Annotated in this window: 11 protein-coding genes; 7 read left to right on the top strand and 4 right to left on the bottom strand. The window is 73.6% G+C overall.

Annotated elements, in window-relative coordinates; genetic code table 11:
- Positions 1–81: 81 nt before the first annotated feature.
- From AC3RJ8_RS17760 to AC3RJ8_RS17745, 4 genes are all read right to left on the bottom strand, one after another.
- Entirely contained in the window at positions 82–1905 is a 1824-nt protein-coding gene (locus tag AC3RJ8_RS17760) for a YcaO-like family protein (protein ID WP_489713873.1), read from the bottom strand.
- On the bottom strand, positions 1902–4193 hold the full coding sequence (locus AC3RJ8_RS17755; protein WP_489713872.1) for a YcaO-like family protein: 2292 nt from the start codon (positions 4191–4193) through the stop codon (positions 1902–1904). Before AC3RJ8_RS17755 ends, AC3RJ8_RS17760 begins: the two co-directional genes overlap by 4 nt.
- 202 nt (positions 4194–4395) lie before the next feature.
- Positions 4396–6264 (bottom strand): ABC transporter ATP-binding protein, encoded by a 1869-nt coding sequence (locus tag AC3RJ8_RS17750; protein WP_489713871.1) that lies wholly within the window; start codon positions 6262–6264, stop codon positions 4396–4398.
- On the bottom strand, positions 6261–7985 hold the full coding sequence (locus AC3RJ8_RS17745) for an ABC transporter ATP-binding protein/permease (protein WP_489713870.1): 1725 nt from the start codon (positions 7983–7985) through the stop codon (positions 6261–6263). Before AC3RJ8_RS17745 ends, AC3RJ8_RS17750 begins: the two co-directional genes overlap by 4 nt.
- A gap of 85 nt (positions 7986–8070) precedes the next feature.
- Here AC3RJ8_RS17745 and AC3RJ8_RS17740 point away from each other — a divergent pair, with 85 nt between their 5' ends.
- The 7 genes from AC3RJ8_RS17740 (at position 8071) to AC3RJ8_RS17710 (ending at position 16858) form a co-directional block, all read left to right on the top strand.
- Positions 8071–9129: a FecCD family ABC transporter permease gene (locus AC3RJ8_RS17740; protein ID WP_489713869.1), complete on the top strand. Its 1059-nt coding sequence runs from the start codon at positions 8071–8073 to the stop codon at positions 9127–9129.
- 31 nt (positions 9130–9160) lie between these two features.
- Positions 9161–10195: an ABC transporter substrate-binding protein gene (locus tag AC3RJ8_RS17735; protein WP_489713868.1), complete on the top strand. Its 1035-nt coding sequence runs from the start codon at positions 9161–9163 to the stop codon at positions 10193–10195.
- Positions 10196–10202: 7 nt separating this feature from the next.
- A complete protein-coding gene (locus AC3RJ8_RS17730) occupies positions 10203–10976 on the top strand; it encodes an ABC transporter ATP-binding protein (protein WP_489713867.1) in 774 nt (257 codons plus the stop codon).
- Positions 10977–11105: 129 nt separating this feature from the next.
- Positions 11106–12281 (top strand): AI-2E family transporter, encoded by a 1176-nt coding sequence (locus AC3RJ8_RS17725; RefSeq protein WP_489713866.1) that lies wholly within the window; start codon positions 11106–11108, stop codon positions 12279–12281.
- Between the two features lie 54 nt (positions 12282–12335).
- Positions 12336–13421 carry a LacI family DNA-binding transcriptional regulator gene (locus AC3RJ8_RS17720; protein WP_489713865.1) on the top strand — a complete coding sequence of 362 codons (1086 nt, stop codon included), beginning with the start codon at positions 12336–12338 and terminating at the stop codon, positions 13419–13421.
- A gap of 114 nt (positions 13422–13535) precedes the next feature.
- Positions 13536–15080, top strand: a complete 1545-nt coding sequence (locus AC3RJ8_RS17715; RefSeq protein WP_489713864.1) for an alpha-N-arabinofuranosidase — start codon at positions 13536–13538, stop codon at positions 15078–15080.
- A 92-nt stretch (positions 15081–15172) separates the two neighbouring features.
- Positions 15173–16858, top strand: coding sequence for an RNA/DNA-binding domain-containing protein (locus tag AC3RJ8_RS17710; protein WP_489713863.1), 1686 nt, complete (start codon positions 15173–15175; stop codon positions 16856–16858).
- Positions 16859–16874 lie beyond the last annotated feature (16 nt).

Raw genomic sequence — 16874 nt, 5'->3', positions numbered from 1 at the left:
GCGGACGCCGACCTCGACAACGTCAACGTCGTCAAGAACGACGACGTACCGGCCCGACGAGATCCCCGACCCCCACCCGGATCACCACCCCGGGTAGGGTGCCTGCGCCTCGGACCGCCGCTGCGGGAAGGCCGCCACCGTGAGGCGACGCAGTCCGGTCGCGAGCACGCGGTAGGCGCAGAACCCTCCCGCTCGGACCCTCGAAGTCGTCACGTCGACGGTCACGACCCGGCCGGGCGCTTCGAGCAAGCGGGTGAACGTCGAGCCGGTCGGCGCCCCGTCCGCACCAGCGCCCGGGCCGGTGTCTGCCTGCGTCCGTCGTCGCACCTGCCTGACCACGTCCGGGTCCAGGCCGTACTGGACGTGGCACATCGGGTCGATCATTCGGCGCCGATCGGCGAAGGCCGCACCGTAGTGCCGCTGCGGGTCGTGGGCCGCCAGGCCGGCCACGCCGCCGTTCCCCAGCTCGGGGGCACGCCGGATCAGGCTGTCCGGCCGCGCCAGGTCGCTCGCGGAGGCGTGCTGGACCAGCGCCTCGCAGACGGCGCCCTCGGCCGCGACGGCGGGGTCCTCGTGGCATGCGTACCCGAGCGCGACGACGTCCTGCTCCCGGTCGTCCGCGACGGCCAGCCGCACGGGGGCGCCGGACGGTGACGGGACGGCGAGGACGCGGACCGCCACAGGGGCGGCGTCGTCGCGCACCTGCGGCGGCAGCGCGACGGCGCGCAGGGCAGGCCCGTCGTCGTTCCACCAGCGGGCCACGGCGTCCTGGGCCAGCAGCCGCCCCGCGGCACGGTCCAGCGCCTCGCCCCGGTCCTGGCCCGCCTCGAGGCCGACGAGGTTGTGCCCGTTCGTCGCCGCCAGCCCGACGAGCCGGCTGGCGAGGTAGCCGGCGTGCACGAGGCTGAACGGGACCCAGCAGGGCGCCGTCGTCGCACCGAGGTGCTCGGTGCCCTGCAGCCACCAGGTCGGGGCACCGGGCGCGACCGGGCGGAAGGGGAAGCCGGGCAGGGTCTGCAGTGCTGGGTCGTGCGGCCGCCACTCCCCGACACCGAGCAGTCGCTCCCCGGCGTCGCGCAGCTCGCGGTCCGTCGCCCGGCGCAGGTCGCCCTGGCCGAGCCAGGCCCCGCACAGGTGCGCCAGACCGGACAGCACCGCGGCACGCTCGGCGTCCTGCCCGTCGAGCGCACCGGCCGGGGCGAGGAGATCGGGCTGCCAACGTGGGTCGACGCTCGCCAGGGTGGGCAGCTCGGCGTGCAGGTGCACGAAGGCTCGCGGGGCCCGCGTGTCCGGCGTGCGGCGCACCACCCGGCGGAGCAGCCCCGTCACCGGGTCGACGGCGGGTGGCGGCTCGACGATGTGCGGCTCCCAGCCGCCGGAGGTCCAGCGTTCGAGCACGCCGGGGGCGGGACCGGTCTCGGACGTGTCCGACGGCGGGTCGTGCCGAGGCGTCGAGGGCCAGCCGTGGACCACCTGCACCGGGTCTTCGACGAGCGCCTCCGCCTGGTCCGCGTCGGCGATCGTCGCGCGCAGGAGGTCGGACACCGTCCTGGCGAGCCCGGCGGCTGCACCGGCGTGCAGACGGAGGCGGTAGGTCGTCCCGGCGAACGTCCAGCGGACCACCCGCCCGGGCCCACCGCCTGCCCTGTCCGTGCGGTCGGGACGGCCGCCGTCCAGCTCGGCCGCGATGCGGTTCAGGTGTCGCACGCTCGTGGCGACCGCGTCGGCCCCGACCGGAGGCACGGCGGGCGCCGCCGGACCACCGCCGTCCGTGAGGGTGGCGAGCGCGGACCGTGCCGCCTCGCCGTCGAGGTCGTGCGGGCCGACGCCGAGCACCCACCGCCGGCCGTCGTCCCGGGCGACGACCACCCGCTCGTCGTCCAGCCGGTGCACCGCCAGGCTCATGCGTGCGGGACCGGGAAGTAGTTCAGCTCGGACTCTGCCAGGGCCGTGGTTCGCCAGCCGAGCTCCACCGCGAGGTCCTGCACCCGGCGACCACCGAGGAACGGGAACGCCGCCGGAGCGTTGCCGACGGTACCGGGCACGATCGCCCGCACGACCCGCATGCCGGTGGAGGCGACGTCGGGAGAGGTGATGTCGACGACGATCACCTCGTGCCCGGCGGCCTCCAGGGCGGCCTGGTAGGCGGCCGGTGTGCGCTCGGGCAGGGACGGCGTGTCGGCGAGGGTGCGGGTGACGGGCCGCTCCAGCAGGGGCGCCACCCGGGCGACGGCGCGCGGGTCGAGGTGCACCTGCTGCTGGACCATGAGGTCGTCGCAGTCGCGCATGTCCGGGCGGTACGAGTCGAGGTACCGGCGGTCGGCGCGCCACGGCTTGAACGATCGGCTGTTGAGCTCGCCGCGCCGCATGGCGTCCCAGTGGGCGCCGTCGGCGCGCAGCAGGTCGCGGCTGCCCTCCTGCAGGGTGCAGGCCTCGGTCCATGCCTTCGACGCCGCCGCCTCGGGCGTGTGCCGGCAGGCGAAGCCGACGTTGACGAGCGTGTCGACGTCGTTGTGCAGCACGCCGGCGGCCACCGGCACGTCGAACTCGTTGTCCAGCATGATCAGGCTGGGCCGCTGGCCGTGCTCGGCGGGGACGTCGTCCCACACCCGCGCCAGGTCTCCGGGGTCGGTGGCGTCGATCGGGTGGGCGTTGAGCCACCACACCATGGTCGCGTGGCGCTCGATGATCTCCTCGAGCGCGGAGGTGACCGCGTAGTCCAGGGTGGGCCCGGCGGCGATGCCCGCGAAGGGGCAGAAGTTGGTCACCGGGGCGGCGGAGTACCCGGCGGTGAACCAGTTGACGTACACCATGCTGGCGGGGACGAGGAGCTCCTCGCCGGTGGTCAGCGACCGCCCGGGCACCCAGTGCATCGCCAGGTCGGGCGTCATCCGGACGAACGGGAACCCCGGCGTGTCGTACTGCGCGTCGGAGTAGAGCACCAGCGACGCAGGGTCGAGGGCTCGCGTGCTGCGCCGGCGCAGGTTCGTGTAGCTGTCGAACGTGACCGGCAGCGTGTCGAGCAGGTTGCCGCAGTACCGTTCGGCGGCCTCGCCGACGGCGCTGGCCCGGGCCTGCACCGGGTCATCGAACGCCGACCCCTGGCAGGAGGTGTTGTTGGCCCAGCGCGAGACACGACGCATGTTGCACACGTCGCTCTGGGCGGTCGCCAGCGACGGCGGGAGGCTGGGGTGGTGCGTGACGTCCCGGGTTCGCTGCACCAGACCGGTCACCGGGTCGACGAGGTCGTCGATCGTGTGCGACCGCGAGCCGCTGAGCACGCGTGCGGGCAGCGGCAGCACCGGGTGCACGCTCACCGTGCCGTCGGTGGCGATCTGCCAGACCTGGTCGCCCACGGGGTCGCGTGGAGGGCCGTCGAGTCCTGCGCCACCGGGCCCGTCGGCGTCCCGCGGGTCCCCGTCACGTCCCCGCGAGGCCAGCAGCGCCAGGGCGGTGCGCAGCGCGTCGCCGAGATGACGGGGCGGGCTGCCGGCGTCGCCCCCGACGGCGGGGGACCGCAGCGCGCGGTGTGCCTCGGCGTCGTAGGCGGCAGCGGTGCGCCGGTCGGCGAGGTCCTCGTAGCTCGCGCCGAGGCCGGGTGTGACGAAGGGGCCGAGCCAGATGACGGACCGTGTCACCTCGAGGGCGACCCACGGGGTGCGGGCATCCGAGCAGAGCCGGTCCAGGGCGACGAGCGTGGCGTCGTCGCCGCCACGGACGGCGTACACGAGGAGCTCGCCGGTGCGGAAGGCCCGGTGGACCACCCGTTGCCAGTCGGTCGCGGGCACGGCGCGGACCGGGAGGTCCGGCTGTTCGGCCGCGCCGACGGCCTGGAGGGCGGCAACGACGTCCGGGTCGCCGGTCAGCAGCAGGTCACCGGGCCGGGCGTCCGCCCCGTCGAGGTCGTCGTCCGCGGGCGGGAGCTCGCCCAGGTCGATGCTGCGCGCACTGCTGGGGGTGAACGCGCCGTCGCGGTCCAGCACCTCCCGCAGCACGGCCGTGGCTTCGTCCCAGCCCTCCGGCAGGGCGGGGCTGGGCTGCCCGGTGGCCCAGGCGTCGACGACCTGCAGCACCTGGCCCGCCGGGACGTCGAGCACGAACGACGAGCCTGCGGGCGTGGTGACGAGGCAGCGGTCCGCCGGCAGCGGGCGGACCTCCACGCGGGGGGTGAGGGTGACCGAGGGGGACGGCACGGGTGGGGTCCTTTCGGGGCGGACGGCGGGGACGACGGCGCGGGGCGGGCAGGGCGGTTGCCCCCGGCACACGGCCGGGGGCAACCGTCATCTGGTCAGGACCAGGCGAACGCGGTCGAGACGTGACCGTGGTTGTTGGCGTTCGGCGCCAGGATCTGGTCCTCGGACCGCTCCGTCGCCACCTCGATGAGGGTGATCGTCTTCATGGGTGATCGTTCCTTCCTTCTTCTCGGAACGAGCCGACCGGGACGGCCGGCTCGGGTTCACCGGCGACGCTCTGAGCGAGCAGGCGCCGGTAGCTGGGTGAGCTCTGCAGCAGCTCGGTGTGGCGGCCGTCGGCGACGATGCGGCCGTCGGCGAGCAGCACGACCCGGTCGGCACGTCGGATCGTGGAGATGCGGTGGGCGATGACGAGCGTGGTGCGGCGCCACCGCGCGACGGTGTCGGCGAGGTCCTGCTCGCCGACGGCGTCGAGGTGCGCGGAGGCCTCGTCGAGGATGAGCACGGCCGGATCCCGCAGGAGCGCCTGCGCGACGGACAGGCGCTGGCGCTGCCCGCCTGACAGGGTCGAGCCGCGGTCGCCCACGGGGGTGTCGAGGCCGCCGGGCCGGTCGCGGAGCGTCTCGGCGAGTCCGGCGTCGTCGAGCGCCCGCCACAGGTCGGCGTCGGTGGCCGTGGGGGCTGCGAGCAGCAGGTTGCTACGGACGGTGCCGCGAAAGACGAACGGGTGCTGCGACACGAGCGCGACCCGGCGGCGCACCTCGTCGGCGGCCAGGGAGTCGATGCGTCGTCCGTCGAGCAGGATCTGGCCGGCCTGCGGCTCCCACAGGCGGGTGAGCAGCCGGGCGACGGTGGTCTTGCCGGCTCCGGAGCCTCCCACGACGGCGAGGTGCTGGCCCGCCTCGACCGCCAGGTCGAGCCCGTCGAGCACGACCGGCCCGTCGGTGTAGCCGAAGCGCACGCCGCTGAGCTGCAGGCGCCCGCGGGGGGACGACGGCGGGTCCGCGGACGCGCCGGGCACGTCGCCCCCGGACCGGGGCGCGTCGGGCACGGTCGCGGTGCGACCGGCCGTGGTCCTGGCCCGGTCGCCCTCGTCGACGAGATCGAGCACCCGCTGCGCCGCGGCGGACATCTCGCCGAGGCGTTGCACCATCGCGAAGGCGCCGGCCGCGGGAGCGACCGCCGCGGCGACCAGCACCGTCGCCGGCGGGATCAGCACGGCGGCGACCTCCCCGGCGAGGGAGCCCTGCACGAGGGAGGCGAGGAACAGCAGGCTCGTGGCCGCCACCACGAGGTCCGCGAGAGCCGACTCGCCGGCGGAGCGCAGGGCGAACCGGCGCTTCGCGACCTGGACAGCACGGGTGCCGGCCAGCACCTGGGCGCGGTGGTGTCGTGTCAGGTCGAGCGCGGCCAGCTCGCGTCGCGCCTGCGCCCCCTCGAAGGCGACAGCCTGGAGGCTGCCGAGCTCCCGGCGGATCTCTGTGCCCTGGCGCCGCTGCAAGCCCGCGAACAGCCACGGGACGGCGAGCAGGAGCCCTACGCCGGCGGTGACGATCAGGCCGCGCGGACCCACCATGGCCACCAGTGCCACCGAGACGAGCACCGGGGAGACGACGGCGTTGACGCCCGCGCCGAGGGTGTGGGCGTAGAACCACTCCAGGGTCTCGACGTCGTTCATCGCGGTCCCGGCGACCTCGCCCGCCCGGCGCCGTCCCGACCGGGCCGGGACGATCTGCTCCACCGCGTCGTAGACCCGCACCCGCAGCGCGTCGATCACGCGGTAGGCGAGCACGTGGCTGAGCCAGGACTCCACCCAGGTCAGCACGGCGACGGCGATCACGGCGGCCAGCAGCGCGACCAGCAGCACCCCCACCGGCGACGTGGACGAGGACGTCACGAGCGCGGCGACGGCGGTGCTGATCCCGGCAGCGGCGGCCGTGGCCAGCTGGAACCCGGTCATCGCGGCGGTCGAGCGCAGGAACAGCGAGCGTTCTCCGCGCACCTCACCGAGCAGGCGCAGGACGGGTCCCAGCAGGGTGCCGGTCGTGTCGGTCGTGGGTGCGGCGCTCATGCGGCGACCCCCTCGGACTGCGCGGCGTGGAGCCGCGCGAAGAGGCCGTCGGCAGCGACCAGCGCGTCGTAGGTGCCGTCCTCGACGACGCGGCCCCCGTCGAGCACCACGATCCGGTCCGCGTCACGGACCGCGCTCAGGCGGTGGGCGATGATCAGCAGGGTCTCGGCGTCGTCCGCGCCGCGCAGCGCCGTGAGCAGGCGGCGCTCGCGGTCCGCGTCGAGGGCGGAGGACGCCTCGTCGAGGACCAGCACGGCCGAGCGGCGCAGCAGCGCCCGGGCGATCGCCACCCGTTGGCGCTGACCACCCGAGAGCAGACCCCCGCCCTCACCGACGGGGGCGTCGAGACCTGCGCCGGTGGGCCCGACGAGCTCCGCGGCCTGCGCCTGCTCCAGCGCGGCGGCGAGCTCGGCGTCGTCGGCCGCGGGGGCCACGACCGTCAGGTTGTCGCGGACGGTGCCCGCGAACAGGACGGGCTCCTGGGAGACGAGCGTGACCGGGGGCATGCCGTCGGCGGCGCGTACGGCGACGGTGCCGGACTCGGGTGCGAGGAGACCGAGGACGAGGTTCGCGACGGTCGACTTGCCGGCGCCGGACGGGCCGACGACCGCCGTCGTCGACCCGGACCGCACGCGCAGGGTGAGGCCGTCCACGGCGGGCTCCTCGGCACCGGGGTAGCGGACCCGGACGTCGACCATCTCGACGGCGGCCTCCGGGTCCTGCGGCGCACCGATGGCCGTGCCGGCCGGGCGCGGGCGTGACGCTGCCGCCTGTGCCGGGTCGGCCAGCTGGTCCAGCAGCCGGGAGCCGGCCGAGACGCCGAGGTAGCCGGCGTGCCAGTGGTTGGCCAGGTCCCGGAACGGGCGGAACACCTCGAACCCGATGAGCGTCACCGCGAACAGGGAGGGTGCGGCAAGGTCGCCGGTCGTGACGCGCAGGACGCCGACGGCGAGCACCAGCGCCGGGCCGGCGACGAGCAGGAACCCCGTGAGACCGGACTCTGCCAGGGACAGGCGCAGCTGGCGCAGGGTGGACCGCAGCAGGCGTGCGCTGCCGGTGACGAGCTCCTCGCGCCGTCGGCCCGAGGCGCCGAGCAGCTTGAGCGTCTCCATCCCGCGCATCGAGTCCACGACGTCGGCGTGCATCCCGGCGTACGCGTCCCAGTGGTCGTCCCCGCGCGACCGCAGCGCCCGGTCCCACAACCGGGGCAGGAGTGGCACGACGACGGCGGTCAGCCCGGCGGCGAGTCCGACCACGGGGTCGATCGCGACCAGGATCGCCACGGCGGCCGCGGCCGTGACGGCCGTGACGAGCACCTGGGGCACGTAGCGGGTGACGTAGGGCTCGAGGTTCTCCACGCCGTCGACCAGCAGGGAGTGGCGCCCGCCGAGGTTCTCGGTGGGGCGGGCGAACGGGCCGCGGTCGGCGTCGGCGTCGAGCAGGGCCGCGCGCAGCCGCTGCTTGGTCCGGCCGGCGAGCGCGTGGGCGCACAGCTCGCGGAGCGCGGTGGCGGCGGGCCGGAGCAGGAGCGCCGTGGCGAGGAGCGCGAACGGGCCCGTCAGCGCGGCGAGGTCCTGGCCCGCCAGGATCCCGGCGAACAGGCGCGACATGGCGATCGCCTGGGCGATCGCCAGGGTGCTGAGCGCGAGCCCGACGGCGGCGCAGAGCAGCTGGCCGCCGGCGACGGACCGGGTGAGGCGGAGGAGGCGGAGGTGGATCATCCAACCCTGCTATCGTGAGAGTGAGAATCGTTCCCAACTTCGGACGGAGTCCTTTGTACACGATCGACCGTGGTGCGGGCCACAGATGACGGTGACCGAGACCTCGTTGGCGGCGGCGGCCGGGGCGACACGCCGACGGCACGGCGCGCTGCTGACCGTGCTGGTCGTGGCCCTGGCCGGCGTGTCGGTGGTCGCCGTCGGGATCGGCCCCGTCACGATCCCGCCGTCCGTCGTGACCGACGTCGTGCTGGGCCACCTGGGCAGGCGCGACCCCGGCGGGACGACCGCCACGCACGACTCGATCGTCTGGCTGATCCGGGTGCCCCGCGTGATCCTGGGCGCCGCCGTCGGGGCCGCGCTCGCCACCGCGGGCGTCGTCATCCAGGCGCTGGTGCGCAACCCGCTCGCCGACCCCTACCTGCTGGGCATCTCCTCCGGGGCCTCGGTCGGCGCGGCCGCCAGCATCCTGTTCGGCGTCGGGGGAGGGGTGCTCGCCGTGACGGGCAGCGCGTTCGTCGGTGCGCTGCTCGCCATCGTCCTCGTGCTCTCGGTGGCCCGGATCGGCGGCCGGCTGATCACGTCCCGACTGGTGTTCGCCGGGATCGCCGTCGGCTTCGCCCTGACGGCGCTGACCAACTTCCTCGTGTTCGCCAGCGAGTCCCGCGAGGGCGCCCGCGCGGTGATGTTCTGGACCCTCGGATCCCTCGCGCAGTCACGCTGGTCCGCGGTGCCCCTGGCCGTGCTCGCCGTCCTGGCCGGCGTGGTGATCTTCGTCGGCTGGGCGCGGCGCCTGGACGCGCTCGCCATCGGCGACGACACCGCGCTCGCGCTGGGCACCCACCCGGCGCGGTTCCGGTCCGCCGCGGTCGTCGTGGTCAGTCTCGTCGTGGCGGTCGCGGTGTCCGTCTCCGGGCTGATCGGGTTCGTCGGCCTCGTGGTCCCGCACATCGCGCGACGCCTCGTCGGCGGCAACCACCGGATCGTGCTCCCGATGTCCGCGGTTCTCGGCGCCCTGCTCCTCGTCTGCGCCGACGCGCTGGCGCGGACCGCCTTCGCCCCCCGTGAGCTGCCGCTCGGCATCCTCACCGCGCTGATCGGCACCCCGCTGCTCATCGCGCTCGTCCGCTCGTCCCTCACCCGCTGAGGACCGACCCATCCAGGAACGGAGACCCCTCATGTCCCCTGCCACCCTTCGCCGTCGCGGGCCTGCCGTGCTCGGTGCGCTCGCTCTGACCGCGCTCGCCGCCTGCTCGACGGACGCCGCCGCGGGCAGTGACGGCACCGACGCGACCGCGCCGTCCGCGGCGCCTGGGAGCACGGCCACCGAGTACCCGCTGACCGTCCAGAACTGTGGCGAGGAGCTCGAGATCACCACGGCACCGCAGGCGGTGCTCACCATCGGTACGTCCGCCGTCGCGCTGCTCGACGCGGCGGGAGCCTCAGACCGGATCGTGGCGCGTGCCGGCGAGTTCGGCGCGGAGCTGCCGGCCGACCTGGCCGACCCGCCGACCGAGGCACCCGTCCTCGACCCGTTCGACCCGACGATCGAGGTGATCGTCGGGGCCGAGGCGGACATCGTCGTCGGCTACGGGCTCTTCAACGCGGCGGTCGAGGACGTCGAAGCAGCCGGCCTGGCCAACGTCGTCATCGACGGCGAGTGCAGCCACGACGCAGCGCTGACCGAGAGGACCGACTTCGAGGCGGTCTTCGACGACGTCGAGCGGCTCGCGACCGTGTTCGACACCCAGGAGCAGGCCGCGCAGAACGTCGAGGCCCTGCGCGCCGAGCTCGACGACCTGACCACCTCGGCCGGTGAGCGGATGGTCGCCGACGAGACCGCCGCCGTCGTCTACTACTTCTCCGACGAGGCCACGATGTCCGCTCGCGGCGGCCAGGGCATCGCCGACGACGTGCTCGCCCGGGCCGGGTTCGAGAACGTCTACGGCGACGAGCCCTCGGTCTACCTGGAGGCGAACGTCGAGACGCTGCTCGACGCCGACCCCGACGTCGTGGTGCTGGCGTACGGCCTCTACGGGGAGAGCTACGACGACGCGCTCGCCACGTTCCTGGGCGAGCCCGGCGCCGAGGACCTCTCCGCCGTCCAGGAGGACCGCGTCGTCGGCGTGCCCGCCGCCGACCTCGCGCCGGACCCGGGCGCGGTGCGAGGTCTCGAAGCGGTGCTCGAGGGCACCGGCGCGCTGGAGGGGTGACGCCCTCGTGATCGGTACGCGAGGGCTGACCGTCCGGTACGGCCGGACGGTCGCCGTGGCGGACGCCGACCTGGTGGTCGCCGACGGCCGCACGCTCGGTCTCATCGGGCCCAACGGCTCCGGCAAGTCGACCATGCTGCGCACCATCCTCGGGGCGATCGACGGCGAGGGGACGGTGGCCGTCGACGACGACCTCGTGCGCGACCTGACGCCGCGGCAGCGAGCCGACCGGATCGCCGTGGTCGCGCAGGAGGAGCCGAGCGGGTTGCCGTCCACCGCCTGGGACTCGGTGCTGCTCGGCCGGTCGGCCCGGATGTCGGGGTGGAGCCGATACCGGCCCGACGACGAACGCGCGGCGCAGGAGGCGATGGACCGGGCCGGCGTGACCCACCTCGCGCACCGCCACGTCGACGACCTGTCCGGCGGTGAGCGGCAGCGGGTGCTCATCGCCCGCGCGCTCGCTCAGGGTTCCACCCACCTGTTGCTGGACGAGCCCACGAATCACCTCGACGTGCGGTACCAGCACGAGATCCTCGGCCTCGTCCACGGTCTCCCCCTGACCACCGTCACGGTCCTGCACGACCTCAACCTGGCAGCGCGCTACTGCGACGAGCTCGTCCTGCTGCAGGGCGGTCGCGTGGTGGCGGCGGGGGTGCCCGCCGACGTGCTGGTGCCGGAGGTGCTCGAGCCGGTGTACGAGATCTCCGTCCGCCGGCTCGACGTCGACGGCGTGCCGCAGCTCGTGTTCGGGCTCGGCGCGCCACGGCCGCAGGTCCTGTGACGCCCCGGAGCGGTGCGGCTCCCGTCCCCAGGTCCGGTGCCCGCCGACGTGTCGTCGCCCGGACCCGGGCCCGTCCGCACTAGCGTCGGCACGTCCGGAACCTGCCGGACCGACGAGGGAGGACGAACGATGGGTCTCTTCGGCCGCCGTGCAGCGCGCCACGACCGTCGCCCGGCCGGGGCGGACCGCGTCGCGGGTCGCGCCCCCGGCCCGCACGAGGCGCACGGGACGTCCCGGCTCTGGTCGGACGGGTTCGGCCGCGTGGGGACGCGGTCGCTGCAGGTCCTCGCGGTGATCGCGGTCGTCGCGGTCCTGGGGTTCGTGGGCACCCGGCTCACCCTGGTCGTGATCCCCGTGCTCATCGCGCTCGTGCTGGCGGCGGCGATCTCCCCGCTCGTCTCGCTGCTGCGCCGGCGTGGCGTGCCGTCCCTGCTCGCGACGTGGATCTCGCTCCTGACGCTGGTCGCCCTGCTGGCGGCGGTCGTGTGGCTGGTCGTGCGGGCCGTCGTCGACCAGTGGGACGAGCTCCAGCGCCAGGCCCTCGACGGGTTCGAGTCCCTGCAGACCTCCGTCCAGGGCCTGCCGTTCGAGATCTCCGAGGAGCAGATCACCTCGGTGCAGGAGTCCGCCGCGGGACTGCTGCAGTCCAGCGCGGTGGGGTCGGGGGCCATCGCGGGCGTCTCCCAGACCGCCGACTTCGTCACCGGCTTCTTCATCATGATCGTCGTCCTGTTCTTCTTCCTCAAGGACGGCCCGGCGATGTGGGAGTTCCTGCTGCGGCCGTTCGAGGGTCGGGCCCACGAGCGAGGGTGGCGCGTCGGCACTGCCACCGTGAGCACGCTCGGTGGGTACGTGCGGGGCACGGCGATCATCGCGGTCGTCGACGCGATCGGCATCGGTATCGGCCTCGCGATCATGGGCGTCCCCCTCGTCGTGCCGCTGTCGGTGCTGGTCTTCCTGCTGGCCTTCATCCCGCTGGTCGGTGCCACCCTGGCCGGCATCCTGGCGGCCCTGGTCGCGCTGGTCGCCGTCGGGCCGGTCGAGGCGCTCGTCGTCGTCGGGATCGTCGTCGCCGTGAACCAGCTGGAGGGCACGTTCCTCCAGCCCGTGGTCATGGGCCGGACGCTGCGCCTGCACCCGCTGGTCATCCTGTTCGCCCTGACCGCCGGCACGGTGCTCGTCGGCATCACCGGCGCCGTGCTCGCCGTCCCCGTCGCGGCATCGATCTGGCGCGCCATTCAGGTGTGGGACGGTCCGAACCTGCCGGCACGCTTCGCCCGGCAGAAGCGCACCGAAGAGGTGTGAGCTGTCGGCCACCGGACCACGGCGGACGGTGCACCCCGTGGAAGGAAGGGTGACGTGAGCCCCGCGAGCGACCCCCCGAGGCGGCGTCGCCAGGGGCGTCCGCCCACGGTGACGATCGCGGACGTCGCCCGGGCGGCCTCCGTGTCGACGGCCACGGTGTCCAACGTGATCAACGACGTGCCGCGGATGTCGCAGGCGACGAGGCAGCGCGTCCTGCAGGTGATGGACGACCTGGGCTACCGCCCCGACCCCACCGCGCGGAACCTGCGCGCCGGGCGCACCGACGTCGTCGGCCTGCTCGTGCCGGAGCTCGACCGGCCGTACTTCGGCCAGCTCGCGACGGCGATCGCCGACGGCGTCGAGGCCCGGGGCCGGCGCCTCGTGCTGCAGCGGTCCGGGACCGGCGCGAAGGAGGTCGAGGCGGCGGCGTTCGCCCGGCTGCGGATGTACGACGCGGTGATCATCAGCGTGGTGGGTCTCGACGCGGCCGAGCTGGAGCGGCTGAACTTCACCACGCCGGTGGTGCTGGTGGGGGAGCGGCCCGTGTCACGCGGGTTCGACCACGTGATGATGGACAACGTCGCCGGGGCGCGTCTCGCCGTCGAGCACCTGCTGGCGGGCGGTGCCCGGCGGGTGGCGCTCCTGGGCGGGGGACCGGGGGACGACCCGCAGGGCATGGTCGCCCAGCGGTACCGCGGCTGGCGGCGGGCGCACGAGGACCGGGACGTCGCGGCCGACCCGCGCCTCGTGATGACGGTCGAGGCGCTCGACCTCGAGGGCGGCCGGCAGGCGGTCCACGAGCTGGCACGGGCCGGCGTGCCGTTCGACGGCGTCTTCGCCGTCACCGACGTCGTGGCCTTCGGCGCGCTGCGGGGCCTGGCGGAGCTCGGGCTGCGGGTGCCCGACGACGTCCAGGTGGTGGGGTTCGACGACATCCTGGAGAGCCGGTACTGCGTCCCGTCGCTCACCACCGTCGACGCCGGACGGGACGCGATCGCGGCCGCCGTGCTCGACCTGCTGGACGCCCGCATGCGGGAGGTGCGGGAGGGCACCGCGGGGGCGGCCGGCGACGAGCGGGGGGCTCCGCGGGAGATCGTGGTGCCGGCGTCGCTGGTCCACCGCGAGTCCACGCGCGGCTGATCCCGCCGTGTGCGGCGCGACGCTTGACAGAGCCGCCTCGGCAGTTAATCGTTACACCACCGGTACGCGCAGCGCCGTGCGTACCCGGCCGCCGCCGTCCGACGAAAGGCACCCATGAGCACCGTCCGCGCCGTCATCGACCTCGACCTGCCCGGCCCGCGCATCTCGCGGCACGTCTACGGGCACTTCGCCGAGCACCTGGGCCGGTGCATCTACGGCGGCTTCTACGTCGGCGAGGACTCCGACGTCCCGAACGAGCGCGGCCTGCGCACCGACGTCGTCGAGGCCCTGCGGGCTCTGAGCATCCCGAACCTGCGCTGGCCGGGAGGGTGCTTCGCCGACGACTACCACTGGCGGGACGGCATCGGCCCGCGCGACGAGCGCCCGCGGATGGTCAACTCCCACTGGGGCGACGTCGTCGAGGACAACTCCTTCGGTACCCACGAGTTCATGGACCTGTGCGAGCTGCTCGGCACCGACGCCTACATCTCGGGCAACGTGGGTTCCGGCTCGGTGGCCGAGATGAGCGAGTGGATCGAGTACCTGACGCGCGCCGACGACTCGCCGATGGCGGACCTGCGACGCCGCAACGGCCGCGACGAGCCGTGGAAGGTGCCGTTCTTCGGCATCGGCAACGAGGCGTGGGGCTGCGGCGGCAACCTGCGCGTGGAGCAGTTCGCGTCGCTGGCGCGGCAGTACTCCACCTACGTGCGCAATCACGCAGGCAACGAGGTGTACCGGATCGCGGCGGGGGCCTCGGACGCCGACCTGCACTGGACCGAGGTGCTCATGCAGTCGTTCGACGCGCTCGACCGCCCCGAGGAGGCGGACGCCCCTGCCGGGCCGTTTCAAGCGGTCTCGCTGCACTACTACACGATGACCGGCCCGTGGGCGGACAAGGGCTCGGCGACCGAGTTCAGCGAGGACGAGTGGTACCTCGCGCTGGAGCGGGCCGGCTACATGGACCAGCTGCTCGCCCGGCACGGGCAGGTCATGGACCGCTACGACCCGCACCGGCGCGTGGGCCTCGCGGTGGACGAGTGGGGCACCTGGTGGAACGTGGAGCCCGGCACCAACCCGGGGTTCCTGTACCAGCAGAACACCCTGCGCGACGCGCTGGTGGCCAGCGTCCACCTCGACGCGTTCCACCGGCACGCCGACCGGGTGGTCATGGCGAACATCGCCCAGACCGTCAACGTGCTGCAGGCGATGCTGCTCACCGACCCGGAGTCGGGCGCGCTGGTCAGGACGCCGAGCTACCACGTGTTCGAGATGAACACCGGCCACCACGACGCCGACTCGCTCGACGTGCACCTGCAGGGCGTGCCCACCCGGCCCGGCGAGAAGGGCGAGCTGCCGCTGGTCTCGGCGTCGGCGTCCACCCGCGGCGACACCGCGCTGGTCTCGCTGTCCAACCTCGACGCCGACGCCGAGCGCACCGTCGTCCTCGACCTGCGCGGCCGCGACGTCGTCGGTCACCACGCCCGCGTCCTGACCGCCCCCGAGCTCGCGACGCACAACACCCCCGACGCGCCCGACGCCGTCGCCCCGGTCACGCTGGACGCTGTGCGCCCGCACGAGCGCGGTCTCGAGGTCACCCTTCCGGCGCACTCGTACACGACGGTCACCCTGGACCTGGCGGGAGCGGACGAGGGCTGAGCACCGCACAGGCCCGGGCGCTCCCCAGGATCGAGTTATATAATTTCGAGGAGCGGTTGTTGAAAGTTATATAACTCCCCATACTGGGGAGCATGGAGGCGCAAGAGGTGAGCCGGGCCATCGCCGGCGGGGAGACGCTGACCGTCGAGTTCAAGGGCGAGCGGCGTCAAGCCCTCTCGGACAAGGAGCTCGCCGAGGCGGCGGCTTGTCTGGCGAACGCAAGCGGCGGTGTGCTGTTCGTCGGCGTGGAGGACGACGGAAGGATCACGGGCGCTCGTGCGCGCAACGGATCCCGTACCGATCCGGTGCGCGTGCAGGCTGTCATCGCCAACAACACGATTCCCCCACTGGCGACGCGGGCGTCCGTCGTCGAGCTGGACGAAGGCCAGGTCTTGGTGATCGAGGTCGAACAGGTCGCGACACCGGTCGGGACCAGCCAGGGCAAGTACACGCGCCGGGGCCTTCGGAACGACGGAATGCCCCAGTGCATGCCCTACCCGCTCCACGAGATGCTCAGCACAGCGACGAGTGTCGGCGAGACCGACTATGCCGTCCTTCGCGTGCATGGCGTCACATGGGACGACCTCGATCCCGCAGAGTTCGACCGCTTCCGCCGCCTGGCGGGCAGCCAGTCGGGTGACAACCTTCTCGCGACGATGTCCGACGTCGAGATCACCCGGTCGCTCGGTGTCGTCGAGGCGGACGGGCCGACCCCGGCTCCTCTCATGGGTGCCCTGCTGCTCTTCGGGACCCGCGGTGCTCTCGCACGGTTCGTGCCCACGCATGAGGCCTTCTTCCAGGTCATGCGCGGTTCAGCGATCGAGATCAATGATGAGATCGGGGGGCCCCTGCTCGCCACCGCGGAGGAGCTCTTCTCTCGGTTCGCCGCATACAACTCCGAGGAGGAGATCGACGCCGGCCTCGTCCGCATCTCCTTGCCGCGTGTTCCCGAACGGGCTCTGCGCGAGGCCGTCGCCAACGCCCTCGTGCACCGGGACTTCACCATGATGGGCGCGATTCGCCTCCAGGTCGGCGACGATGCCGTCACCGTCTCGAGTCCCGGCTCATTTCCTCGAGGAGTGCGTGTCGAGAACCTTCTCGACAGCAGCCGGCCGCGCAGCAGGTCCCTCGCCGATGCGTTCAAGCGAGCCGGCGTCGTCGAGCGCACCGGCCGTGGGATCCCGCGCATGTTCGAGAGCGCGCTGCGCATCGGCCGTGACGCCCCCGATTTCTCCCGGAGCACGTCGGACGCCGTCGTCGTCACATTTCCCACCCGCGCGGCAGACGCATCACTCGCCCGGTTCGTGTTCGAGCAGGAATCGAGCCGGGGAACTCCCTTCCCGCTCGCTGATCTCCAGGTGCTGCACGAGCTCCGCCGGGAAGGTGATCTCAGTGTGCGCGGGGCGGCGCTCCTGCTGCAGAAGACGGAGACGGAGGCCAGAGATGCCCTGACCAGGATGCTCGAGGCAGGGCTGGTCGAGCCTCGTGGGGCTGGCCGGGGTCGCCGCTACCATCTGTCTGCCGCGACCTACCGCTCGCTCCGATCCGACCCCGACTACGTTCGCGTCCGGGGCTTCGACAGGATTCAGCAGCGTCAGATGGTGCTCACCTTTGTCCGTGCCCACGGGCGAATCACGCGCGGCATCACCGCAGAGCTCTGTGCGATCGCGCCGACCGAAGCGTCAGCGCTCCTGCGCGCCATGGTCGATGACGGGGAGCTGGAGCTGCGCGGTGAGCGCCGCGGCGCGCACTACGTCCTCACCGAGTCGAGCGACTGAGGCTCCGTACGAGGCC

The organism is Isoptericola sp. MSGPD8_1_ISO-PGPR-S23-394 (genome assembly GCF_058072785.1).
The sequence above is the reverse complement of the archived record's forward strand: the minus strand, read 5'-3'. Positions and strand labels throughout refer to the sequence as shown.